Raw genomic sequence first — 20,922 nt, forward strand, 5'->3', positions numbered from 1 at the left:
GGCGCAGAAATAATATGTATCTCAACCTGTCGTCCGGAATCGATCGCTGTAACAATGTCGATGATTTCCGGGCGCTGGCGAAACGGCGCCTGCCCGATCCGATTTTCCACTACATTGACGGCGCGGCCGACGACGAAATCAGTTACCGCCGCAACACCGACGCATTTTCCACCTGTGATCTTGTACCGAACGTTCTGGCCGGCGTCGAGATTATTGACACGTCCGTGACCGTCATGGGCAGGAAATTGGCGCTGCCGGTGTTCTGTTCGCCGACTGCGCTGCAACGCCTCTTCCACCATGATGGAGAAAGGGCGGTAGCGCGTGCCGCCGAGAAGTTCGGGACGTTCTTCGCCATTTCTTCGCTCGGCACTGTCAGCATCGAGGAAATCGGGCGCACGATCAGCACGCCCAAGATGTTCCAATTGTATTTCCACAAAGACCGAGCGCTGACATGGAGCATGGTCGAACGCTGCAAGGAGGCGAAGTTCGATGCCATTGCTTTGACGGTGGACTCGATCACAGGCGGCAATCGCGAGCGCGACCTCAGGACCGGCTTCACCTCGCCGCCCAAGCTGACGCTGAGGAGCCTGATCAGCTTCGCGATGCGGCCGGCCTGGACCTCCAATTATTTCTTCCGGGAAAAATTCCGCCTTCCGCAACTCGAAGGACACGTCAGCGAGGGCATCAACATATCGATTTCGATCGGCGAGTATTTCACCAAGATGCTCGACCCGTCGATGAATTGGAAGGATGCCGAGGAGGTGCGCAAGAGATGGGGCGGCCATTTCTGCCTCAAGGGCATCATGAGCGTGGCCGATGCGAAGCGCGCCGTCGACATTGGCGCGACCGCCATCATGATATCGAACCATGCCGGCCGTCAGCTCGACGGCTCGCGCTCGCCCTTTGACCAGATATCCGAGATCGCAGACGCTGTTGGCGGCCAGATCGAGATTATTTGTGACGGCGGAATCCGCCGCGGCACGCATATCCTCAAAGCCATATCTGCGGGCGCGACGGCCTGCTCTGGCGGTCATCTCTACCTCTACGCTCTGGCCGCCGGTGGTCAGCGTGGTGTGGAGAGGGCGTTGGGTAATCTGCGCGCCGAAGTCGAGCGCGACATGAAGCTCATGGGCGTGACCCGACTGGATCAGTTGTCCCGCGACAACCTCCGCTATCGGTGAGTACTCATGGCTGCCCCTTTCTTTGTAGATCGACGGAAGCCCGGTAGTGGACTTACCGAAAATGGCAGTTCGGCGGGAACCGAGAGCGATTCCGGCGCGGTCGCTTACTCATCCTGTATCGCCGTGGGCTTCGAGGGCGTACAGGATGTTCTGCTCCGCCAGCCGGCAGCTTGACCTCGTCGGCGCGGTGGCAGGCGGTGATGCGCCGGTCCATCTCCAAGATCTGACGCTTAATCAGCAGCCGTTGCTCGGCCCGAGCCAGGACGCACGCGCGGGCCAGTTCCGGGATGCGCTCGTCCCCGTCGCCGACCATCAGCAGCAGCTCGTTGACGTCTTCGCGGCCGATCTTGGCCGAACTCCGCCAGGTGCGCTCGGATCGCATTCGTCAGCATGGTTTTCTGCCGGACTGCATCAGCCGCACCAAATAGGTGAAGGTGTGTATTCAGTTTTACATCCGGAAGGAGGCCATTCGAGTCGTAGTGCTTATCCGATTGCACCCAGAGACCGCCATCGAACAGCCAGCGTTTCCCGCTATGGGTGAGATGGCCTGCGACCATCGCCTCTGAACAGTAGCCCCCTCGGTGTCGGCCTCGGATTTGGTCACGAGCGGTCCACCGCGATCAGCGGATTTTCGCGCGGAGTTGTTCCCGCATACCATGCAGGTCCTATCGTCAATGCCGCAAATCCCGGCAATTCAATGCGCGTTCAATCATCCGTCTGAGCGGACGCAGTGATCCGCCGCGCCAAACCTGCGCGATCGCGTTCATCTCGGCCTCATCAAGAGGGGTGGCCCAGCGGTGATCGAATCCCTGTTTCTCCAGGATATCGACGATGATCTGACGACTGAGAACCGCTAGGTCTTCCGATCGTGGGTCGGGGAACTGGAGAATTTGACAACGATCCCGGAACGGCACGGAAAGTCCAACCAAGCTGTTGGCCGTCATCAGCCAAGTGACGTGAGAAACGTCGCAGGCGGCCTCAATGTAGGGATCGAAGAACTGACACGCCGTCTCTCTCTCCAGCATCGCCAGAAGCGCGGCGTGGAGATTGCCATTTTGATGGGATGTTCCCACTTTTTCGACTTCGTCCAGAACCGCTCCCGGATTGGCGAGCTTGTATCGCGTAATAAGAGCTAGCGGCAGCGATGGCTCTCCCGACGACCATCCGCGCGAAGTTCCCGCCAGTCGCGCATCCGAAACCCCGCCACATGGGATGATGTCGTGTGGCATGTTGAGGAGCGTCAGAAAGCGGCGAGCAAAACGGGATTTTCCGCAGCCTTGAGCTCCAACCAAAATGGTAGGCTCGACTTGGGCGTATTTCCTCGGCGCGAGGTTTTGAAGCAGACGATCAATGACGTCTTGTGCGTGAGGAAACTCCCACCGGAGCTTTTCACCAATGGCCGCCAGGTCGGGCGTCACCACGAGGGGCAGTGGCTTTCCCAGAAGATCATTGAATTCCTTCGCGAGCTTCTTTCCTTCCCCGGTATGCTCGTTCCCCACCTGCCTAAACACCACGGCAGAAAGAGTGCACTCATCCTGCTCTAAATCACTTGGCAACGGGAATGCCTCCGTGTCGGAGGCCGGATGTCTCGGTGCTGCTTCTGCGACTTCGCCGTGGCGATACGCTGCGGTCCGCGCCTGCTGCTCAATCAAGGCAACCAGGCTGGCTCCGCTCTGTCTCGCGAAAGCCGGACTCGCGCCGCGCGGGTGAAGGTTCCGCTGCTTGCCGAAATAGCGGAATGCAACATCGCATGCTGCAAACGAAAGCCAGCCTAGCGCCACTCGCAGCATCTCCACAGACTGTTCGGTCGAGTCATCAGCACCTTCTACCGAGGCTGCCATTACCACAGCATCGCGGGCAAGATCCAAGGCCGCCCCATGGTCCCCGAGATATGCCAGGTAAATACGGCAGCGCTGCTGCCACGATCGCTTCGTGGCGGGCAGGGATTCCCACGCGCCAGCAAGCGCATCCGCAACGTTCCGAATCTCATCCGGTTCTGCGCCAACGGTCAGTTGCTCGAGACGGTAGACCACGGCCGCGACGGCAATGTTGTCAGCCTTCTGCCGCAGCCGAGGCATCAATCTCTCCGCGAACGTACGGATATCGTGCTGGATATCACCCCCGAGAAAGGGCATTCCGATCAGCAACTCGTGTTCGGTGGGAAGATGGATGCCCGCAAGGGCGGCATTCTTTCGCCGCTCGAAGTGCTTTCGGTTTCGTTCCGCGCGCCGGGCGTAATTGTCGAGTGAGTGGTTCGAAGTCATTGATGGGCTCTGCTCATCACGAAGCTTGACCGACAGGTTCCTGCGGGCCGCGTAAAGGGATCGTCGTCACGAGAAATTCAGCTTGAGCTGGGCAGCAACTAGGCGGCAGCTAGGCAGGCGAGTCTCTGACGGTTGTCTTTCCGACCCTCCGGCGCATCCGAGAGGACCTTGGCAGTTGCAGCAACTGCGGCGGTGGCGTGTGCGCAGTTCTCAGTGCGGCCTGAGCAAGCGAGATCGCGATTCTTTTGATCTTGGGCGAGGGACTGAACCGTTTTCCAATCAGAAGCTGCTCCAGTTCATTGGGAGCTAGGTGCGGAATCCATTCGGGTAGCACCGAGATTTTTTCGCGGTGGCTCCTGTTCCGTTGATCGAATCCATCTGTCGCCGCATCCTTTCGCCAATTACCGACCGGCACCAACCAAGCGGCCGCGTTCTTTCGGGCGTTGCAACCGTCCGCCGAAAGCTCAAGAGAGCGCTCAACCAAGTCGTGATAGGTCTCCGCCGCAGCCTGGAGGTTGAGCCTTCCCTCGCGAATCGGAATCAGGAATGCGTACTCGAGGGGGGATAATCCATGTTCACACGGATCCCAGTTGGGGAAATCGATGACCACCGGCCCGAACTGCTCCCAGTTAGATGCAAGGGCGCACATCACTTTGACGGCACCCTCCTGATCGCGATGCGAATTGATGACGGTCAGATTGATGTCGCGGGGAGGAGAGTTCCCGAACAATGGCGGACCGCCCGATCCCATGACCTCAATCAGCAAGGCACGACGCCCGACGAGCATCAAGCCCCACGTGAGTAGGAGGCTCGTCACCGACCGCCCTGCTCCTCCCTTTGACGATGACAGCAGAAATTTCGTCATTCCTTGTGCTCCTCGAATTTACCAGCGACTGATCGCTTGAATCCTTGGAGGACGTTCTACCAGCGGCGCTTGCCGTTGCCCGGAGGCGAAGCTCGAAATCTCGCGGATATCCCCGGGACGTTTCGTCTGGGCAAGGATTCGTCTCTGGGGCTCACTTGTCCGCCGGGAGGTCGGAGGGACCTGACGCCGGGTGCTCCGTCTCGCCGCCGCGCGCGGCGAACTTCACGGCGGTGTTTGCACGGCCCGCCGGTAGCGTAAACTCGGGCCCGAATTCAGGCCTGGACAAAACCTGGATACTCTTCGCCGTCGATCGTCCGCGGAAGTCCCTTTAGGGCCGGTTTGAAGTCCTAACGAACCGGGGCCGCCGGATCATCGACCGCGTAAGCGACTGATGTCCCGGGATTATTTGGCGACCCCGCCTGGGCTCGAACCAGGGACCTACTGCTTAGAAGGCAGTTGCTCTATCCAGCTGAGCTACGGGGCCGTTGAGGGTGCGGGCGGACCTAGTGGGTCCAGGGGCCGACGCGGTTGAATTTGAAATTGTCCGAATAGGCCATGGGACGCCGCTTGATTTCCTGCGGTTCCTCGACCCGATAGGCGATGCCTTCGCGCTTGGCATAGGCCTCGGCCTCTTCCCGGGTGTCGAACCAGAGGCGGAGCTGCTGGCGGGTGTCGCCGGAACTGGTCCAGCCCATGAGCGGCTCGATTTCCCGCGGCTTGGCCAGATCGAAGGCCAGGAGCCATTGCTTGGTGCGGGCCATGCCGGACTGTGTTGCGGATTTGGCCGGCTTGTAAATCCGTGCTGCCATTGGTTCGGCCTTCTCACATTGTCCAACGGCGGAGATGGTCGGGGCGGCAGGATTTGAACCCGCGACCCTCTGGTCCCAAACCAGATGCGCTACCAGGCTGCGCTACACCCCGATGTCTCTCAAGCCGTGACGTTGCCTAGTGTTTTTTGCTCCCCGCCGCAAGCCCCTCGGAAGCATGAGATGGGCATAACGGGCACGAAACGCGAGGGGCTCGGCGTCGCGAGTGGGGGTTTCCGGCGGGATGTCGCAGGAACCGAAGCTGGCAGCTGCCGTTTCGTCCAGAAGCAATCGAGGAGTTCAACCATGACCAGCAAACCCCCACCCGTCCCCCCGGCGAACCAGAGCCACAAGGGCCCGGGCGACCCCAAGGGCGCCCCTGTCGATCAGACGCCGCATGACACGAAGCGCGGCCTGAATCCCGACAAGCAGGGCCAGCAGGCCAACACGAAACAGAATACGACCCATCAGGGATATCAACAGGATCGCTGAACGCGAGGCTCCCATGTCCACATCGACCAAGACGCCCAACACCATTCGTCAGGGCGGCCCGGGCGCTTCCCATGAGAACGCCAAGGCGCCGCTCGACGTGAAAAAGCCGCCGCCGGTCTCGGACCAGCGCGAACGCAGCACGGTCTCGGGAGGCGGTGGCGAACGGGACAGCCACCATACCCACGATTCCGAGAAGAAGGGCGGCGGCACCCGACCTGCCCATAGGAGTTGACGATGGCAAAACACGCCAAAACCCGGACGCCGAGCGATGCCGATCTTCGCAGCAATCCGCTGATCGGCGGCTCGAAAGGCACCACGATGGCGGCCGCGTCGCCCGACGAGCTCGACGCCGTGAAGGGCGTCAATACGGTCGAGGGCGACCTCGAGAACGACACCAACCCGCAGGGCGGCGTCGATAAGGCGACCAGCCGGAGCGGCCGTCGGCAGCATTCGTGACCGGCGACCCCTCGTCCCAACGGAGGAAGATCATGCAAGGTAACAAAACGCATGAGCAGCAGCTCCGCATTCTGGAGCGCAAAACCGATGTGCCGGAAGCCGGACCGCGTCCGCCGGTCGGCGGCGTGACGCCCCCCTCAAGGCCTGAGGCCCGTCGCAGCGAATACCCGGTCAGTCGCGGCGGCCTTCATCAGGAGAGCCGGGACCACAACAAGCACAACCGTCCCGGCCAGACGGGACACAAGCCTCAGCAGCACGGCCCGGCCGAAGAGAAGACGTGAACGCCAAAATCGCCGCTTCGCCCCACCGGGACAGAGGAATTGACTCATGGCTCATGCAAGCAAGAAACACATCGGACCCGGCGCCCAGGGCAAGGGCTCGGGAAGAGGCGCCACGACGGACATTCCGAAGGACATGGTCGAGGAGAACATGACGCTTTCTAACCGCGACAAGGCCCAGCACACGGCCGAGCGAGGATTGGACAGCAAGCAGGTTCAAACCGACCAGTTTCAGGACCATGTCGGCAACCGTCTCACTGACGATTAGCGCTTGATGTCCAGCACTGAGGAATCTCAGCGCTTGAAGAGCGGATGCTCGATCCGATCGCCGGCCTTGATGGCGAGCCGGCCGGCGGTCCCCGCATTCAGTTCGAGCACAGCCAGGACCGGCTCGCCCGAGGGAATCGTCCGGGTTGAGAGCGGTTCGGTATTGGCCGCGATGCGCGCGATGGTGCCGTCCGCGCGGACGAACAGCATGTCGAGCGACAGGTAGGTGTTCTGCATCCACATGTTGACCGGCGCGACCTTTTCAAAGTCGAACAGCATGCCGTGATCCGCCGGCATCGCGCGCCGGAACATCAGCCCTTGCGCCCGGTCGGCATCGTTGCGCGCCACCTCGACCCGGAAGCTCTGCCGTTGGCCGCCTTGCGTGACGATGGAAAGCGTCTCGAGAGACTGAGCGCCGGCCGCCGCGCCAAGCGCCAGAATGAGCAAGCCGGCGGCCGCGGCGACGGACGCGAAGCGGCCGGAAAGACCAGTTCTCATCGACAAGCGATCGCTAATGGGAATGCGGGAGAGCGGTGTCGGCGAGCCGGACTTCCGCCGCCATGAGGCCTTTGGAGCCATCGCCGAAGCGCACGAAGACCTGATCGCCCGGCTTCAATTCCATGATGCCGTAGCGCCGCAGGGTTTCCATGTGGACGAAGATATCGGGCTTGTCCTCGCCCTGTGTCAGGAAGCCGAAGCCTCGCAGGCGGTTGAACCATTTGACCGTCGCTGCCTCCAGCCCGCTGGTCGCGACCACCTGCACATGAGTGCGCGGCAGCGGCAGTTCGGAGGGGTGCAAGGCGGTCGATTCGTCCAGCGAGACCACGCGGAAGGCTTGAAGGCCACGCGGTCGCTGCACGGCTTCGACCACGATGCGGGCGCCCTCGTTGGCGATCTGGTAACCGTCGCGCCGGAGGCAGGTCACGTGCAGCAGAACGTCCGGCAGGCCATTGTCGGGGAGGATGAAGCCGAAGCCCTTGGCGACATCGAACCACTTGATCCGCCCGCTGACCTGGATGAGATCCAGGGACGGGTCCGCAGTGGTGTCCTGCGTGACCTCGCGACGGTTGTGATCCTGAGATCCTTCCTCGCGGAGATCGAATGACCGAGACCGAAAATCGCTAGCCATGCACAAACCCGAACTCAAAACAAAACGCCGATTCTGGAGGGCAGGATAACATTGTCCTGTTTCTGCGAAAGCCCTGAAACGCGCTTTGGCGGCCGAACTTTCTCCAGCATACGCGAATCACCTCAAAGATCATTGGCAATTCTGGAGAGGATCGGGCCAATTTCGCCAGCAATTACAATGTCGGCATGCTCATCCAGAGGGGTCGGTTCACGATTGATGATCACAAGCCGGGCGCCATTTTCCTTTGCTAGAGACGGCAATGTGGCGGCCGGATACACGACGAGCGAGGATCCGAGGACGAGGAAAAGGTCGCTCGCCAGCGCAAGCTCAAGCGCCGCGCGCAATCTCCCCTCCGGCATCGTCTGGCCGAACGAGATGGTGGCGGATTTGACGATTCCCCCGCACGCCTCGCAGGTCGGCGGCTCGCCGCTCGCCTCGAACCGGGTCCTGATCTCGGCCAGTTCATGGCGCCGCCCGCAGGCAAGGCAAGTCGCATAGGTGCCGTTGCCGTGAAGCTCGATTACCTGTTTGTCCGAAAGTCCGGAGGCCTGGTGCAGGTTGTCGATATTCTGGGTGATGACCGCCGGCATTTTCCCCGCAGCGACGAGGGCTGCAATGCCCAAATGCCCGCGCGTCGGAGCAGCGTGACGGTAAAGATCATCCATGGTGAATTTCCGCCGCCACGCTTCCCGACGCGCCTCCGCGCTTCGCAGGAACAGCTGGAACGGGATGGGCTTGTTCTGCATCCACGGACTGTCGGCCGACCGAAAATCGGGCACGCCGCTTTCGGTCGAAATACCGGCGCCGGTAAATCCCGCAATCGTGCCTGCCTCCCGGATCATCTCCTGAAGCGCGGCGATTGACGTGGCGAGGGGATCGGGCATGAAGCTACTATAACGCCGCCGCTCGGCGGGTCACACCCATCGCTCAACCGGATCGTTCACTTGGACATAGCCCCAGCAAACGCCCCTGCCCGCGCGCGCAGCCGATGGGATGCGATCGACGTGGCGCGCGGCGTCGCGATCGTGGCGATGATCATCTATCATTTCGGCTGGGACCTGAGCTTCCTGAAGCTGATCGAAACCAACCTTCTGGCGCTTCCGGCGTGGCGCTGGTTTGCGCGCGTCATCGCCGGCTCCTTCCTGTTCCTGTCCGGAATCGGGCTGGTGCTGGCCCATGGGCGCGGGGTCCGGTGGCGACCCTATCTGCGGCGACTGGCCATCGTCGGCGGCGCGGCGCTGCTGGTCACGATCGTGACCTATTTCGTCTTTCCCCAGAGCTTCATTTTCTTCGGCATCCTGCATTGCATCGCGCTGTCGAGCATCCTCGCCCTGCCCTTCCTGAAGACGCCGGTGGTGGTCACGCTGGCGGTGGCGGCTGTCGTATTGGCGGGGCCGTGGATGTTCACCAGCATCGCGCTCGATGCGCCATGGCTCGACTGGCTCGGGTTGGGCGCATTCGAGCCGGTGACCAACGATTACGTGCCGATTTTCCCGTGGTTTGCGCTTGTGCTTTTCGGCATCGTCTTCGCCCGGCTGGTGATGATGGGCGCTGGCCCGCGCACCCCTGGCTGGCAGGCCTCGGGCAAGCTTGCGACAGGGATCATCTGGGCGGGGCGGCACAGTCTGCCGATCTACCTGCTGCACCAGCTGGTGCTGCTCGGCCTGCTCTACGGCGTGCTGCAGATCACCGGGCCGAACGCGGCCGCGGAAGCCCGGCCGTTCATCGCCGAATGCGAAGCGACATGCCGCCGCCAGAATGCGCAGGCCGCGACCTGCCGGGCAATCTGCTCCTGCGTGGTGCAGAACCTGCGCCAGGAAGGCCTGTGGGCGAAGGTCCTCGCCAACGATGTGGGCGAGGACGAGCGCCTTCGGGTTTCGCGTATGACGCAGCAATGTCTGCGGCAAATACCGCAGGCACAGCCCTAGACGACATTCAGGCGCTTATCGCCTGCGCCCGCGCCCCGTTCCGAGCGCGTTTCAGCCAAAAGGCACAGCAACTCAAAAGCGATCGAGGCGCCGACCAACGCCGTATTGCCGGTCTGATCGAGCGGCGGCGACACCTCCACCATGTCGGCTCCAACCAGATTGAGATGACGGAAGCCGCGCACGAGCTGCAACGCTTCACGGCTCGTCAGGCCGCCGATTTCCGGCGTGCCGGTTCCGGGCGCGAAGGCCGGATCGATGGAATCGATGTCGAAGGTGAAATAGGTCGGCGCGGAGCCGACGACTTTCCGCGCTTCAGAGACGGCGAAGGCGACGCCCTTCTCGCCGACTTCTTCCATGTCGATGATGCGGATGCCTTGGTCGAGCGCCCATCGGCGCTCGTCGGCCGAATACATCGTGCCGCGAATGCCGATCTGCACCATGCGTTTCGGATCGAGAACCCCGTCCTCGATGGCGCGACGGAACGGCGTGCCATGCGTGAGTTTCTGGCCGCCGAAATAGGTGTCGCCAGTATCGCTGTGCGCATCCACGTGGATGAGACCGAGCGGGGCCTTCGCGCCGAGCGCACGCAGGATCGGATACGAGATGATGTGGTCGCCGCCGATCGACAGGGGCGTGATTCCGGCCTGATGCAGATTGCGAATAAAGGTTTCGATCCGCGCCAGGGTGTCCTCGACATTGATCGGATTGACCGGGATATCGCCGATATCCGCGCACGCGCAGAGATCGTAGGGCGCAACGAGCGTGCCGTAATTGACAAGCCGCATCAGCGAGGACGCCTCGCGAACCTGACGCGGGCCGAGCCGCGTGCCAGGCCGGTTCGTGGTCGCCCCATCGAACGGGATCCCGAGCAGCGCGATGTCGATTTCGGCGAGCGCCTGTTCGGGCTCGATATGGGGCAGCCGCATGAAGGTCGAGATGCCGGCAAAGCGCGGCACGACCATGCCGGAGAGCGGTTGATAAGCCTCCAGGTGATCGGACCGGCGGGGCGTGAGATTGCGTTTCGTCTTGGCGTTCTGGGTCATCGGTGTGGTCTTTCGGTCAATGGACGGCGCGGGAGAAGACGCGTTCGACGCGCTCCATGCCCCAGTCGATTTCGTCGCGGGTGATCGTGAGCGGCGGGGCGAAGCGGAGCACGGTGCCGTGCGTGTCTTTCGACAGAACGCCCTCTGCAAGCAACGCGTCGCAAATGACGCGGGCAGACGCCACGGTCGGATCGATCTCGACCCCGACCCAGAGCCCCTTGCCGCGCACATCGGTGACGATGTTGCTGCGGATCGCGCGCAGGCGGTCCTTCATGTAGCGGCCCATTTCGGCGCTGCGCTCCACGAGGCCCTCGTCCTGGATGATCGCCAGCGCCTCGGAGCCGATCCGCGCCGCCAGCGGGTTGCCGCCGAAGGTCGAGCCGTGCGAGCCGGGATTGAAAACGCTCATGACCTCGCGGGTCGAAACGAAGGCCGAGACCGGGTAGACGCCGCCGCCGAGGGCTTTGCCGAGGATCAATCCGTCGGGACGAATACCCTCGTGTTCGTGCGCGAACCAGCGCCCGGTGCGGCCAAGGCCGGACTGAACCTCGTCGAGGATAAGCAACACGTTTTGCCGGTCGCACAGCGCGCGAAGCTCGCGCAGATATCCCTCCGGGGGAACCACGATTCCGGCCTCGCCCTGGATCGGCTCGATGAGGATGGCGCAGGTATGCGGCGTGATGGCATCAGCGACGGCTTGCGCGTCGCCGAACGGCACAGCCCGGAAGCCGCCGTCGAAGGGGCCGAAATCCTCGCGATAGGATTCATCCGACGAGAAGCCGACGATGGTGGTCGTGCGACCGTGAAAATTGTTTGCGGCCACAATGATTTCGGCGCGGTCTTGAGGAATGTCCTTGAACCGATAGCCCCAGCGCCGCGCCGCCTTGATGGCGGTTTCCACCGCCTCCGCGCCGGTATTCATCGGCAGCGCCATATCTAGGCCGGTGATCTCCACCAGCCGCTTGAGAAATGGGCCGAGAAGCTCGGTGTGATAGGCGCGGCTCGTCACGGCGAGTTTGCTCGCCTGCTCCATCATCGCTTTCAGAATGCGAGGATGCGCGTGACCGAGACTGACAGCCGAATAGGCGCTCATCATGTCGAGGTAGCGCTTGCCATGCACATCCGTGACCCACACGCCCTTCGCCTCGCGCAGGACGACCGGGAGCGGGTCGTAATTCGCCGCGGTGACAATTTTTTCGAGAGCAATGCTGTCCATGATGGCCTCCGGGGAGAAGCCTAGCGGTCCGGCGGTCCCGATGAGGCTGAAATCCTACCCGGCCCCAGCCAATTCGGCTGTGGGGTCCAGCGGCGCCGTCACTCTCGGCTGTCCCCGACCGGATAGCCGTCGAAGCTCTTCAGGGTCTTCAGAACAAAGGTCGTGTGAATTCGCCCGATACCGAAACCGGGATCGGCCAGAAACGCCTCGGTCAGAGCCTCGTAGGATGCAAGGGTCGGGGCGACGATGCGCGCCACGTAATCGTTCTCGCCGTTGACCACCTGCAGCTCGACGATGGAAGGATGGGCGCAGAGCGCACGCTCCAATCGCTGACGCGCCGCCGCCGATGGGTCGCGCATGGTGATGCCGGCGAGTGCGATGATGTCGTGGCCGACGGAGGTGGGATCGATCAGCGCCGCATAGCCACGGATGACGCCTTTCTGTTCCAGGCGCTTGACCCGTTCCAGGCAGGGCCGCGGCGAAAGGCCCACGCGCTCGGACAGGGCCTGATAGGTCATCCGTCCGGACGCGGTCAGGGCTTCCAGGATCGAGAGATCGATTCGATCGAGAACGGCTCTTCCGGGTCGTGCGGGGGGCTTCATGGCTCTTCTCGCGTGGGGCTCGTCGATCTTTGAAGACGCGCCGAGGTCGTTGAGGGTCTCTAGCTCACCGGTCGCAATCAATCAAAGGCGAAGACGCGGCATCAAGGCCGACGACGCGGTTGAAACCGGCCCCGCGACGGCCAACTATGAGGCGGCGGACACAACAACATGCAATGTCCGGCCCAGAAGGATTTGACCATTGCTGCGCGATTACCTGATCGATCTGCCGCTTGTGGCGATTTTGCGCGGGCTGCGCCCTGAAAATGCGGAGGGCGTAGGCCAAGTGCTCGTGGAGGCGGGCTTTCGCATCATCGAGGTGCCCCTCAATTCGCCCGAACCGTTCAAGAGTATCCAGACCCTCGCGCGAAGCTTGCCGGAGAGCGTTCTGGTCGGGGCCGGCACGGTCATCGATCCGGAGGACGTGAACGGGGTCCTCGATGTGGGCGGCAAGCTGATCGTCATGCCGCATGCGGATGTGGCGGTGATCCGGCGAGCGAAGGAACTCCGCATGGTCTGCACGCCCGGCGTCGCGACGCCGACGGAGGCTTTCGCAGCCCTCAAGGCGGGCGCGGATGCGATCAAGATTTTCCCCGCCGAAGCCATCCCGCCGCAGATCGTCAAAGCCTGGCGCGCGGTGCTGCCGCCGGACACCATCGTGCTGCCGGTGGGCGGAATCAAACCGGAGACGATGAAGCCCTATCTCGACGCGGGTGCGAACGGGTTCGGGCTCGGCTCGGCCCTGTTCACGCCAGTCATGTCGACGGCCGATATCAGCCGCAACGCGCGCGCTTTCGCCGAGGCGTGGAAAGCGCTTTCAGCGCCCGCGTGAACTGCGTTGCCCGCGAAAAAACGGCACGGTGAGCAGTCGCCGTCCGGTTTCGTCGGCGATTTCCAACTCGATATTGCCGGCATCGCCGAGTTGGTCGCGCAACTCCTCGACGGTCGCGAGTGCCTCGGCACGGGCCGCATCGAGATCAGGAAGCTCGATTCCCTCATCGTCCTCGTCAAGGTCGTAGCCATCGCGGATGTTGAAGAAAAAGCGGGGCATGGCGGCACTCGATTTCGCAAGGTGAGATCGGTCTCGCGACCGACCGGAAGCGTGCGGGGGACTTTGGTTTTGGTAAAGGGGGAAAAGTGGCGCGGCCTAGGGGAGTCGAACCCCTCTCCCCAGCGTGAAAGGCTGGTGTCCTAACCGATAGACGAAGGCCGCGGATCGGGGCAGAGCCGCCGAATTGCGCGGACATATAGATGGGTTCGCGCGAGGGGGCAAGCTTAAGAATGACCTATTCTGGCTTCGCCGCATCCATAATTCGCAAGGCCACTTTTCCACCGCCGCCCCACCGGTCGATGGACAAGGTTCCTGCCACGTGCAGGTTGCCGCCAATCGCCGCGGCGAGCGTTTCGCCTAGGGGCTGACCGGCTGCGCGGAAGGCGATTCCTCCGATGAAGGACCCATCGCCACCACGCAATTTCACCCGCACATGGCCGCCGCTGCCAACCTCCCGCGCCTCGACGACGCGATGATTGGCGAAAACGAAGACGGGCTCCGGTTGCGCCGAGCCGAACGGCCCTGCCCGCTCGAGTGCCTGCACCACGCTCGTCTGGGCACCGCCCGCCGTCAAAGCCGCATCGACCAGGAAATGGTCGTCGAGCAGCGCTTGGCCTACGCGCTCGGCGAGCCTGGCTGAAATGAATTCGTGGAATACCGGCAGATCGGCTGCCGCAATCGTCACGCCCGCCGCCATCGTGTGGCCCCCGCCCTTGATTGCCACGCCCGATTCGACCGCGGCCCTGACCGCACTCCCGAGATCCACTCCCATGACCGAGCGGCCGGAGCCAGTAGCCGTCCCGTCAGGATTGAGCGTGAAGGCGAAAGCCGGCCGGCGGAAACGCTCCTTGGTCCGTGCGGCGATGAGGCCGACAACCCCTGGATGCCAACCGGCAGAGGACGTCATGAGGATGGGAAGATCGGGCGCGGCCTCGATTGCGAAAAGCGCCTGTGCCTCAGCCTCGGCCACCGCCTCGACCTCGATCGCCTGCCGGTCGCGATTGAGCCCATCGAGTTCGCCCGCGAGCTTGGCGGCCAGCAGCGGATCCTCGGTCAGAAGGAGCCGCGACCCGAGAGCCGCATCGCCGATCCGTCCGCCCGCGTTGATTCTCGGTCCGACGAGAAATCCGAGGTGCCAGCATTCAGGCGCGCCCGACAGCCCGGCGACATCCAGCAGGGCCGAAAGTCCGGGGCGGCGGCGATTGCGCATGATAGCAAGCCCCTGCCGCACGAACGCGCGATTCAGGCCGATCAGCGGCACCACATCGGCCACTGTCGCGAGCGCCACCAGATCAACGCTCCCGAGGAGGTCGGGCTCGGGCCGCGCCTGAAAAAAGCCGCGCGTCCGAAGAATCCGGTTGAGCGCCACCAGCGTCAGGAAGACGACCCCTGCGGCACAGAGATGGCCGAGCCCCGAGAGATCGTCGAGCCGGTTCGGATTGACGATGGCAACGGCCGCCGGAAGCTGCTCCGGTGCCTGGTGGTGATCGAGCACCACAGCGTCGAGATCGAGGCGCTTTGCTTCCGCCAGAGGAACGATGCTGGCCGTCCCGCAATCCACCGTCACCAGCAGGCCGGCGCCCTGCTCCTTCAGTGACCGGATCGCCTCGACATTGGGGCCGTAACCTTCGGTGATCCGGTCGGGAATGTGAATGACGTAGTCGATCCCGCAAGCACGCAGGTATTCTGCGAGCAACGACGCGCTGCACGCGCCGTCCACATCGTAATCCCCGAAAATTGCGACTTTCTGTTGCGCGAAGACAGCATCAGCCAACCGGTTCGCCGCGACCTCCATGTCGGTCAGGACATGCGGATCCGGCATCAGGTCGCGCAGGCGCGGGTTCAGGAAGCCATCGACCTCGGCCACGCCCACGCCGCGCCCGGCGAGCACGCGCGAGAGAACGTCAGGCAGCCCGTGCGTCTGCGCAATGGCAAGCGCGATGGTGCCCTGAGCGGCATCGCAACGCTCGACCCAGGTGCGACCGAGGGCCGAATGGGCGACGCCGAGGAACGGGCGGGAAAGCGCGAGGGGGAAAGCTGATTCGTTCACGACGCGAGTCTAGAGCGATTTGCCGACGAACAGAAACCCACAGCAGACGCCGTTTCCCCCGCATCTTGAGGAGGTCACAAGGTGGCCGTCTCGAAAGATACTCCAGTGCTCCCTGGAAACTCAGCATGAGGCTCCGGGAATGGAGGCGCGGTGTCGTGAACGGTTGCTGGCTCTACATCCTGGAATGCTCCGATGGCAGCTATTACGTCGGCACGAGCCGCCGGGACGATCTTGAAACGCGAGTCAGCCAGCACAACCAAGGCACAACGCCCGACTATACCTTCAAACGCCGTCCCGTGGCTCTCGTCTATTCCTGTTATTTCGACAAAATCACCGATGCGATCGCTTGCGAGCGACAGGTCAAAGGCTGGTCACGGGCCAAGAAGGAAGCCTTGATTAGACGAGATTTCGACGCTCTTCCGGGATTGTCGAAACGTGGTTCGAAGCGCGATCCGATCCCGTCGTCCTGACCCTGGCCGGAAATTGCCTGCGGCATAAGCGTGTCCGTCTCCACCTCATCCTGAGGAGCAGCCAAAGGCTGCGTCTCGAAGGATCCTCCAGAGACCACTGAAACGCCTCGTGCTTCGAGACAGGCCTTCGGCCTTCCTCAGCATGAGGCTCCGGGAGCTGGAGCACGGGCCCCAGCCCCAAGGCTCAAACAGTCTGGCGGTATTGCACGAATCCGCTCTGCGCCGCGACCTTGTCGTAGAGCGCCTGCGCGGTCGTGTTGGTTTCGTGGGTATGCCAATAGACGCGGGTGGCGCCTGTGGCCTTGGCCTGTTCGGCAACGGCCGCGATCAGGGCGCGGCCGACCCCGCGGTTGCGGGCGCTCGCGGAGGCGAACAGATCCTCAAGGTAGCAATAGCTCTCCATCGCCCAGGTCGAGCGATGGAAGAGGTAATGGACGATGCCGACGATCTCGCCGTCGAGAACCGCCACCAGCCCGTGAACTGGTTCGGTGGGGTCGAGAAGGCGCGCCCAGGTTTTGTCGGTGATCTCATCCGGAAGGGCCGACTTGTAGAAAGCCAGATAGCCCTGCCACAGAGGGCTCCAGGCGTGACGATCCGAAGGCTCGAGAGCCCTGATGACGATTTCGTTTTCAGCCATGCCCGCCCCCGACGCCACCCATTTTCACGCGATTGAAGAAGGCCCCGACCTAATCGAGGTGGAACTTCGACAATTCCCGGTGTTCGCCGTAGATGCGGCGGACCGTTCCGGTGGCTGAACGGTAGACGATCGTCTCGGTGGTGATGATCGGACCGCCGAACTTGACGCCCTTGAGGAGACCGCCATCGGTGACGCCGGTCGCCGCCACGATCACGTCGCCGCGGGCGAGATCGGTCATGTCGTATTTCCGGTTCGGATCGGTCACGCCCATCTGCAGGGCCCGGGCGCGGGTTTCCTCGGTGTCGAGGATCAGGCGGGCCTGCATCTGGCCGCCGATGCAGCGCAGGGCGCCTGCCGCCAGCACGCCTTCGGGCGCAGCGCCGATGCCGAGATAGATGTCGATGCCGGTTTCCTGCGGCTGCGTCGTGAAGATGATGCCGGCCACGTCCCCATCCGAGATGAGGCGCACGCCCGCGCCGAGCTTGCGGATCGCCGCGATCAGCTCGACGTGGCGCGGGCGGTCGAGCACGAGGGCCGTGAGTTCGTTGACCTTGACGCCCTTGGCCTTGGCAAGATTGTTGAGGTTCTCCTCCGGCGAGGCATCGAGATCGATGGTGCCCTGCGGATAGCCGGGACCAATGGCGATCTTGTGCATGTAGACGTCGGGAGCGGCCAGGAGCGTGCCGGATTCCGCCATGGCCATCACCGCGATGGAGCCCGGCATATCCTTGGCGCAGAGGGTCGTGCCTTCCAGCGGGTCGACCGCGATGTCGACCTTGGGGCCGTTCTTGTTGCCGACCTTTTCGCCGATGAAGAGCATCGGAGCCTCGTCGCGCTCGCCCTCACCGATCACGACCGTGCCGTCGATGGGAAGCTTGTTGAGTTCGCGGCGCATGGCGTCCACGGCGGCTTGGTCGGCGGCCTTCTCATTGCCGCGCCCGCGAAGCCGGGCGGATGCGACTGCGGCGCGCTCGGTGACGCGCACGAGTTCGAGCGTGAGGATGCGTTCGATGAGTTGGCCCGGTTGGACGGTAATGCCTAGCGACATGGACGTGTCGTCTCCCTTGTGCGTGTGCGAGCTTATCAGCTTTCCACGCTCTGTATGGCGAGCTTTCGGCTCGTTTCGAATTACTCGCGTTCGATCCGGATAACCTGGGGCGGCTCGGCGATAAGGCCATCCCCGGAGATCCGTTCGACCGCCGATCGGATAGCCGATTCGGTGGCAGCGTAGGTGATCAGCACCAGCGGCACCGGGGCGCCCGACCGGCCATGCTTGTCCTGACTGGCCGCTTTCTCGGATCGCTTCTGCAGAATGCTTTCGAGCGAGATTTCCGCCTCGGCCATCCGCATCGCCACGCCCGCGGCGACGCCGGGCCGGTCATGGACCGTCAGGCGGATGTAATAGCCGCCCTCATGCCGCTGCATCGGGGCGCGGCTCGCGCGCTCCAGGCGGTCGACGGAGCAGCCGAAGGGGTGGTGCGCCTTGCCGAGGACCACATCGGCAATATCGGCCACCACCGCCGAGGCGGTCGGATCGCCGCCGGCGCCCGGACCGATGAGCGTGAGTTCCTTCACGGCATCGGCGTCAATGGTGACCGCGTTGGTAACACCCATCACCTGGGCGATGGCCGAGGATTTCGGCACCATCGTCGGATGGACGCGCTGCTCGATGCCCATGGCGTTGCGCTCGGCCACGCCCAGAAGCTTGATGCGGAACCCGAGTTCGGACGCCATAGTCAGATCGAGCGGCGTGATCGAGGAGATGCCCTCCACATAGATTGCCTCGGCGTCGATCTCGGTCTCGAAAGCGATGCTCGTCAGGATGGCGAGCTTGTGGGCGGTATCGAAACCCTCCACGTCGAAGGTCGGATCGGCCTCCGCGTAGCCCAGGCGCTGCGCATCCTTGAGGCATTCCTGAAAGGTCAGGCCCTCCATCTCCATTCGGGACAGGATGTAGTTGCAGGTGCCGTTGAGAATTCCGTAAAGCCGCGAGATCGCATTGCCCGGCAAGGCCTCGCGCAGGGTCTTGATGACGGGGATGCCGCCCGCCACCGAAGCCTCGAATGCAAGCGCGACGCCCTTCTGTTCCGCCAACCGGGCCAGCGCCAGACCGTGCTTGGCGAGCAGGGCCTTGTTCGCCGTGACGACGTGCTTTCCGGCCGTGAGCGCCGTCTCGACGATCTCGCGGGCGGTGCCTTCCGACCCTCCCACCAACTCGACGACGCAATCGACCTCGTCCGAGGTGGCAAGCGCCAGCGGATCGTCGAACCAGCGGTAGGTCGAAAGGTCGAAACCGCGATCCTTCGTCCGGTCGCGCGCGGAAATCGCCGTGACCTGCACCGAGCGTCCATGGCGCTGCGTCAAGATCTCGTTGCGGCGAGCCAGGATCTGGATGACCGATGCGCCAACCGTGCCGAGGCCGGCAATGCCGACCCGTAAAGGACGTGTCACGGAGGAGAGCTCCTTTGCAAAATGGCGTTGCTCTTTACGAGAACGAGGCGCGGCTGTCCATGCGGAGCCCGTCTACCCGGCCCGGGTCAGCGGCACCACGTTGTGCAAGGTCGCGTCGGCGCCGTCGAAGAACTTGCGGATGTTCCGGGCCGCCTGCCGGATCCGTTGTTCGTTTTCGACCATGGCGATGCGCACGTAATCGTCGCCGAATTCGCCAAAGCCGATCCCTGGTGCGACCGCCACATCGGCCTTCTCGACCAGAAGCTTGGAAAATTCGAGGCTGCCGAGGGGGCGGAATTTTTCCGGGATCGGCACCCAGGCGAACATCGATGCGGTCGGCGCGGGGATTGCCCAGCCGGCTTTTCCGAACGAATCGATGAGCACGTCCCGGCGGCGCTTGTAGGTGGCGCGCATCTCGCGGATGCAATCATCCGGGCCGTTCAGGGCCGCGGTCGCGGCGACCTGGACGGGCGTGAAAGCGCCGTAATCGAGATAGGATTTCACCCGCGCGAGGGCCGCGAGCAGCCGCTCGTTGCCGACCGCAAAGCCGATCCGCCAACCGGCCATGGAAAAGGTCTTCGACATCGAGGTGAATTCCACCGCCACGTCGATCGCGCCCGGCACCTGCAGGATCGATGGCGGGGGGTTGGCGTCGTCGAAATAGACTTCCGAATAGGCGAGATCGGACAACAGGATCAACTCGTGCTTCTTCGCGAAGGCGACGAGATCGCGGTAGAAATCGAGCGAAGCCACATAGGCGGTCGGGTTCGACGGATAACAGACCACGAGCGCGACGGGTTTCGGGATCGAATGGGCGACCGCCCGCTCGGCGGCCGGGAAGAAGGCCGGCGTCGGCTCGGCGGGAACCGAGCGGATGACGCCCCCCGCCATCAGGAACCCGAAGGCGTGGATCGGGTAGCTCGGGTTCGGGACCAGCACCACATCGCCGGGCGCGGTGATGGCCTGCGCCATGTTGGCAAAGCCTTCCTTCGAGCCCAAAGTCGCCACCACCTGGGTGTCGGGATTGAGCTTCACCCCGAAGCGGCGCTCGTAATATCCGGCCTGCGCCCGGCGCAGACCGGTGATGCCCTTTGATGCCGAATAGCGGTCGGTGCGCGGTTTGCCGACGGTTTCCACCAGCTTGTCGATCACGTGCTTCGGAGCCGGGAGATCGGGATTGCCCATGCCGAGATCGACGATGTCGGCCCCACCCGCCCGCGCCGCCGCCTTGATGCGATTGAGCTGCTCGAAAACATAAGGCGGGAGTCGCTTGATGCGGTGGAAATCCGACATGGTCTGTCCTTGCAGTCTGATGAGGCGAAGCGGTCGTCAGGGCGTTTTGGATTTGCCCGCAGGCTTTGGGGCGGCAGCCGGGCTCGCGACGGGCGGCGGTGGCGGGGTGCCGCCAAGGGTTGCGGCAGCGGTTCCCGCAGCAAGACTGCGCGCCCGCGCGGCATCGAGTTCGGCCTCGGCCGCCTTCACTTCGGCCGCTGTCCGGGCGCTGGTGGCCCGTCCAGGATCGGAGGTGCCGATCGTCATATAGTCCAGCGATTGGGGGCGCGACTGCGCCACGAAATCGGGCCTGGGCGCGACGGTGGGTCCGAGGCCGCTGGAGGCCAGAAATTCCCCTGTCGGGTTGGCGCTGGAGCATGCGGACAGACCGGCGGCCAGGAAGACCACGCCCAGGAAGGCGGCTCGGCGGCTCGCTGCCGTTGAAAAATTCATTTTGATCCCAAGAA

At 63.3% G+C, this 20,922-nt stretch carries 25 protein-coding genes and 3 tRNA genes; 9 read left to right on the forward strand and 19 right to left on the reverse strand.

Features of this window, described 5'->3' with window-relative positions:
* The first annotated feature begins 14 nt into the window (after positions 1-14).
* The gene (locus FEZ63_RS14465) at positions 15-1,181 is read left to right on the forward strand and encodes an alpha-hydroxy acid oxidase (RefSeq protein ID WP_150945649.1); all 1,167 of its coding nucleotides are present in this window, start codon (positions 15-17) and stop codon (positions 1,179-1,181) included.
* 671 nt (positions 1,182-1,852) lie between these two features.
* Here the strand turns inward: FEZ63_RS14465 and FEZ63_RS14470 are convergent.
* The 5 genes from FEZ63_RS14470 to FEZ63_RS14490 form a co-directional block, all read right to left on the reverse strand.
* Positions 1,853-3,445, reverse strand: a complete 1,593-nt coding sequence (locus FEZ63_RS14470; protein WP_150945651.1) for a P-loop NTPase family protein — start codon at positions 3,443-3,445, stop codon at positions 1,853-1,855.
* Between the two features lie 109 nt (positions 3,446-3,554).
* On the reverse strand, positions 3,555-4,310 hold the full coding sequence (locus FEZ63_RS14475) for a hypothetical protein (protein WP_150945653.1): 756 nt from the start codon (positions 4,308-4,310) through the stop codon (positions 3,555-3,557).
* Between the two features lie 407 nt (positions 4,311-4,717).
* A tRNA-Arg gene (locus tag FEZ63_RS14480) sits at positions 4,718-4,794 on the reverse strand.
* Positions 4,795-4,813: 19 nt separating this feature from the next.
* A complete protein-coding gene (locus FEZ63_RS14485; protein ID WP_150945655.1) occupies positions 4,814-5,119 on the reverse strand; it encodes an ETC complex I subunit in 306 nt (101 codons plus the stop codon).
* A gap of 35 nt (positions 5,120-5,154) precedes the next feature.
* Positions 5,155-5,231, reverse strand: a tRNA-Pro gene (locus tag FEZ63_RS14490).
* Between the two features lie 191 nt (positions 5,232-5,422).
* Here FEZ63_RS14490 and FEZ63_RS14495 point away from each other — a divergent pair.
* The 5 genes from FEZ63_RS14495 to FEZ63_RS14515 are packed head-to-tail and all read left to right on the forward strand — an operon-like array spanning position 5,423 to position 6,610.
* A complete protein-coding gene (locus FEZ63_RS14495) occupies positions 5,423-5,608 on the forward strand; it encodes a hypothetical protein (RefSeq protein ID WP_150945657.1) in 186 nt (61 codons plus the stop codon).
* A gap of 13 nt (positions 5,609-5,621) precedes the next feature.
* On the forward strand, positions 5,622-5,840 hold the full coding sequence (locus FEZ63_RS14500) for a hypothetical protein (RefSeq protein ID WP_150945658.1): 219 nt from the start codon (positions 5,622-5,624) through the stop codon (positions 5,838-5,840).
* Between the two features lie 2 nt (positions 5,841-5,842).
* Complete coding sequence (locus FEZ63_RS14505) at positions 5,843-6,064, forward strand: hypothetical protein (protein ID WP_150945659.1); 222 nt, start codon at positions 5,843-5,845, stop codon at positions 6,062-6,064.
* A gap of 32 nt (positions 6,065-6,096) precedes the next feature.
* On the forward strand, positions 6,097-6,345 hold the full coding sequence (locus FEZ63_RS14510; RefSeq protein WP_150945661.1) for a hypothetical protein: 249 nt from the start codon (positions 6,097-6,099) through the stop codon (positions 6,343-6,345).
* A 46-nt stretch (positions 6,346-6,391) separates the two neighbouring features.
* The gene (locus FEZ63_RS14515; protein ID WP_150945664.1) at positions 6,392-6,610 is read left to right on the forward strand and encodes a hypothetical protein; all 219 of its coding nucleotides are present in this window, start codon (positions 6,392-6,394) and stop codon (positions 6,608-6,610) included.
* Between the two features lie 26 nt (positions 6,611-6,636).
* Here FEZ63_RS14515 and FEZ63_RS14520 read toward each other — a convergent pair whose 3' ends face one another.
* From FEZ63_RS14520 to FEZ63_RS14530, 3 genes are all read right to left on the reverse strand, one after another.
* Positions 6,637-7,107 (reverse strand): DUF192 domain-containing protein, encoded by a 471-nt coding sequence (locus FEZ63_RS14520; protein WP_150945666.1) that lies wholly within the window; start codon positions 7,105-7,107, stop codon positions 6,637-6,639.
* A gap of 13 nt (positions 7,108-7,120) precedes the next feature.
* Positions 7,121-7,738 carry a cold-shock protein gene (locus FEZ63_RS14525; RefSeq protein ID WP_150945668.1) on the reverse strand — a complete coding sequence of 206 codons (618 nt, stop codon included), beginning with the start codon at positions 7,736-7,738 and terminating at the stop codon, positions 7,121-7,123.
* Between the two features lie 122 nt (positions 7,739-7,860).
* Entirely contained in the window at positions 7,861-8,622 is a 762-nt protein-coding gene (locus FEZ63_RS14530; RefSeq protein ID WP_244622808.1) for an SIR2 family NAD-dependent protein deacylase, read from the reverse strand.
* A 60-nt stretch (positions 8,623-8,682) separates the two neighbouring features.
* Here FEZ63_RS14530 and FEZ63_RS14535 point away from each other — a divergent pair, with 60 nt between their 5' ends.
* On the forward strand, positions 8,683-9,666 hold the full coding sequence (locus tag FEZ63_RS14535; RefSeq protein ID WP_150945670.1) for a heparan-alpha-glucosaminide N-acetyltransferase: 984 nt from the start codon (positions 8,683-8,685) through the stop codon (positions 9,664-9,666).
* Here FEZ63_RS14535 and speB read toward each other — a convergent pair.
* The 3 genes from speB to FEZ63_RS14550 all read right to left on the reverse strand — a co-directional run bounded on the left by speB (position 9,663) and on the right by FEZ63_RS14550 (position 12,527).
* Positions 9,663-10,709, reverse strand: coding sequence for an agmatinase (gene speB / locus FEZ63_RS14540; RefSeq protein WP_150945672.1), 1,047 nt, complete (start codon positions 10,707-10,709; stop codon positions 9,663-9,665). The two genes, FEZ63_RS14535 and speB, sit on opposite strands and share 4 nt — an antisense overlap.
* A gap of 16 nt (positions 10,710-10,725) precedes the next feature.
* A complete protein-coding gene (gene rocD / locus FEZ63_RS14545) occupies positions 10,726-11,925 on the reverse strand; it encodes an ornithine--oxo-acid transaminase (protein ID WP_150945674.1) in 1,200 nt (399 codons plus the stop codon).
* A 98-nt stretch (positions 11,926-12,023) separates the two neighbouring features.
* Entirely contained in the window at positions 12,024-12,527 is a 504-nt protein-coding gene (locus tag FEZ63_RS14550) for an Lrp/AsnC family transcriptional regulator (protein WP_150945676.1), read from the reverse strand.
* 199 nt (positions 12,528-12,726) lie between these two features.
* On the opposite strand from FEZ63_RS14550, the gene FEZ63_RS14555 reads away from it, so the two are divergent.
* Positions 12,727-13,356, forward strand: coding sequence for a 2-dehydro-3-deoxy-6-phosphogalactonate aldolase (locus FEZ63_RS14555; RefSeq protein WP_150945678.1), 630 nt, complete (start codon positions 12,727-12,729; stop codon positions 13,354-13,356).
* Here the strand turns inward: FEZ63_RS14555 and FEZ63_RS14560 are convergent.
* The 3 genes from FEZ63_RS14560 to recJ form a co-directional block, all read right to left on the reverse strand.
* Positions 13,342-13,575, reverse strand: a complete 234-nt coding sequence (locus FEZ63_RS14560; RefSeq protein ID WP_150945680.1) for a DUF6894 family protein — start codon at positions 13,573-13,575, stop codon at positions 13,342-13,344. The two genes, FEZ63_RS14555 and FEZ63_RS14560, sit on opposite strands and share 15 nt — an antisense overlap.
* Before the next feature lie 87 nt (positions 13,576-13,662).
* Positions 13,663-13,737 (reverse strand) — tRNA-Glu (locus tag FEZ63_RS14565).
* A gap of 73 nt (positions 13,738-13,810) precedes the next feature.
* Complete coding sequence (recJ, locus tag FEZ63_RS14570) at positions 13,811-15,625, reverse strand: single-stranded-DNA-specific exonuclease RecJ (RefSeq protein ID WP_150945683.1); 1,815 nt, start codon at positions 15,623-15,625, stop codon at positions 13,811-13,813.
* A gap of 125 nt (positions 15,626-15,750) precedes the next feature.
* Here recJ and FEZ63_RS14575 point away from each other — a divergent pair, with 125 nt between their 5' ends.
* On the forward strand, positions 15,751-16,095 hold the full coding sequence (locus tag FEZ63_RS14575; protein WP_150945685.1) for a GIY-YIG nuclease family protein: 345 nt from the start codon (positions 15,751-15,753) through the stop codon (positions 16,093-16,095).
* Between the two features lie 184 nt (positions 16,096-16,279).
* Here FEZ63_RS14575 and FEZ63_RS14580 read toward each other — a convergent pair whose 3' ends face one another.
* From FEZ63_RS14580 to FEZ63_RS14600, 5 genes are all read right to left on the reverse strand, one after another.
* Positions 16,280-16,732 carry a GNAT family N-acetyltransferase gene (locus FEZ63_RS14580; RefSeq protein WP_150945687.1) on the reverse strand — a complete coding sequence of 151 codons (453 nt, stop codon included), beginning with the start codon at positions 16,730-16,732 and terminating at the stop codon, positions 16,280-16,282.
* A gap of 49 nt (positions 16,733-16,781) precedes the next feature.
* Positions 16,782-17,780 (reverse strand): class II fructose-bisphosphatase, encoded by a 999-nt coding sequence (gene glpX / locus FEZ63_RS14585; protein WP_150945689.1) that lies wholly within the window; start codon positions 17,778-17,780, stop codon positions 16,782-16,784.
* Positions 17,781-17,860: 80 nt separating this feature from the next.
* Positions 17,861-19,183 carry a homoserine dehydrogenase gene (locus FEZ63_RS14590; protein ID WP_150945691.1) on the reverse strand — a complete coding sequence of 441 codons (1,323 nt, stop codon included), beginning with the start codon at positions 19,181-19,183 and terminating at the stop codon, positions 17,861-17,863.
* 72 nt (positions 19,184-19,255) lie between these two features.
* Positions 19,256-20,476 carry an LL-diaminopimelate aminotransferase gene (locus tag FEZ63_RS14595; protein WP_150945693.1) on the reverse strand — a complete coding sequence of 407 codons (1,221 nt, stop codon included), beginning with the start codon at positions 20,474-20,476 and terminating at the stop codon, positions 19,256-19,258.
* Between the two features lie 36 nt (positions 20,477-20,512).
* Positions 20,513-20,908, reverse strand: a complete 396-nt coding sequence (locus tag FEZ63_RS14600; RefSeq protein WP_150945695.1) for a hypothetical protein — start codon at positions 20,906-20,908, stop codon at positions 20,513-20,515.
* Between the last annotated feature and the right edge of the window lie 14 nt (positions 20,909-20,922).

This window comes from Microvirga brassicacearum, from assembly GCF_008757455.1.
GTDB lineage: Bacteria > Pseudomonadota > Alphaproteobacteria > Rhizobiales > Beijerinckiaceae > Microvirga > Microvirga brassicacearum.

Excerpts from the sequence above, each read along its gene's own strand:
- FEZ63_RS14465 (WP_150945649.1), top strand. The coding sequence starts at position 15 with ATGTATCTCAACCTGTCGTCCGGAATCGATCGCTGTAACAATGTCGAT.
- FEZ63_RS14470 (WP_150945651.1), bottom strand. The coding sequence starts at position 3,445 with ATGACTTCGAACCACTCACTCGACAATTACGCCCGGCGCGCGGAACGA.
- FEZ63_RS14475 (WP_150945653.1), bottom strand. The coding sequence starts at position 4,310 with ATGACGAAATTTCTGCTGTCATCGTCAAAGGGAGGAGCAGGGCGGTCG.
- FEZ63_RS14485 (WP_150945655.1), bottom strand. The coding sequence starts at position 5,119 with ATGGCAGCACGGATTTACAAGCCGGCCAAATCCGCAACACAGTCCGGC.
- FEZ63_RS14495 (WP_150945657.1), top strand. The coding sequence starts at position 5,423 with ATGACCAGCAAACCCCCACCCGTCCCCCCGGCGAACCAGAGCCACAAG.
- FEZ63_RS14500 (WP_150945658.1), top strand. The coding sequence starts at position 5,622 with ATGTCCACATCGACCAAGACGCCCAACACCATTCGTCAGGGCGGCCCG.
- FEZ63_RS14505 (WP_150945659.1), top strand. The coding sequence starts at position 5,843 with ATGGCAAAACACGCCAAAACCCGGACGCCGAGCGATGCCGATCTTCGC.
- FEZ63_RS14510 (WP_150945661.1), top strand. The coding sequence starts at position 6,097 with ATGCAAGGTAACAAAACGCATGAGCAGCAGCTCCGCATTCTGGAGCGC.
- FEZ63_RS14515 (WP_150945664.1), top strand. The coding sequence starts at position 6,392 with ATGGCTCATGCAAGCAAGAAACACATCGGACCCGGCGCCCAGGGCAAG.
- FEZ63_RS14520 (WP_150945666.1), bottom strand. The coding sequence starts at position 7,107 with ATGAGAACTGGTCTTTCCGGCCGCTTCGCGTCCGTCGCCGCGGCCGCC.
- FEZ63_RS14525 (WP_150945668.1), bottom strand. The coding sequence starts at position 7,738 with ATGGCTAGCGATTTTCGGTCTCGGTCATTCGATCTCCGCGAGGAAGGA.
- FEZ63_RS14530 (WP_244622808.1), bottom strand. The coding sequence starts at position 8,622 with ATGCCCGATCCCCTCGCCACGTCAATCGCCGCGCTTCAGGAGATGATC.
- speB (WP_150945672.1), bottom strand. The coding sequence starts at position 10,709 with ATGACCCAGAACGCCAAGACGAAACGCAATCTCACGCCCCGCCGGTCC.
- rocD (WP_150945674.1), bottom strand. The coding sequence starts at position 11,925 with ATGGACAGCATTGCTCTCGAAAAAATTGTCACCGCGGCGAATTACGAC.
- FEZ63_RS14550 (WP_150945676.1), bottom strand. The coding sequence starts at position 12,527 with ATGAAGCCCCCCGCACGACCCGGAAGAGCCGTTCTCGATCGAATCGAT.
- FEZ63_RS14560 (WP_150945680.1), bottom strand. The coding sequence starts at position 13,575 with ATGCCCCGCTTTTTCTTCAACATCCGCGATGGCTACGACCTTGACGAG.
- FEZ63_RS14575 (WP_150945685.1), top strand. The coding sequence starts at position 15,751 with ATGAGGCTCCGGGAATGGAGGCGCGGTGTCGTGAACGGTTGCTGGCTC.
- FEZ63_RS14580 (WP_150945687.1), bottom strand. The coding sequence starts at position 16,732 with ATGGCTGAAAACGAAATCGTCATCAGGGCTCTCGAGCCTTCGGATCGT.
- glpX (WP_150945689.1), bottom strand. The coding sequence starts at position 17,780 with ATGTCGCTAGGCATTACCGTCCAACCGGGCCAACTCATCGAACGCATC.
- FEZ63_RS14595 (WP_150945693.1), bottom strand. The coding sequence starts at position 20,476 with ATGTCGGATTTCCACCGCATCAAGCGACTCCCGCCTTATGTTTTCGAG.
- FEZ63_RS14600 (WP_150945695.1), bottom strand. The coding sequence starts at position 20,908 with ATGAATTTTTCAACGGCAGCGAGCCGCCGAGCCGCCTTCCTGGGCGTG.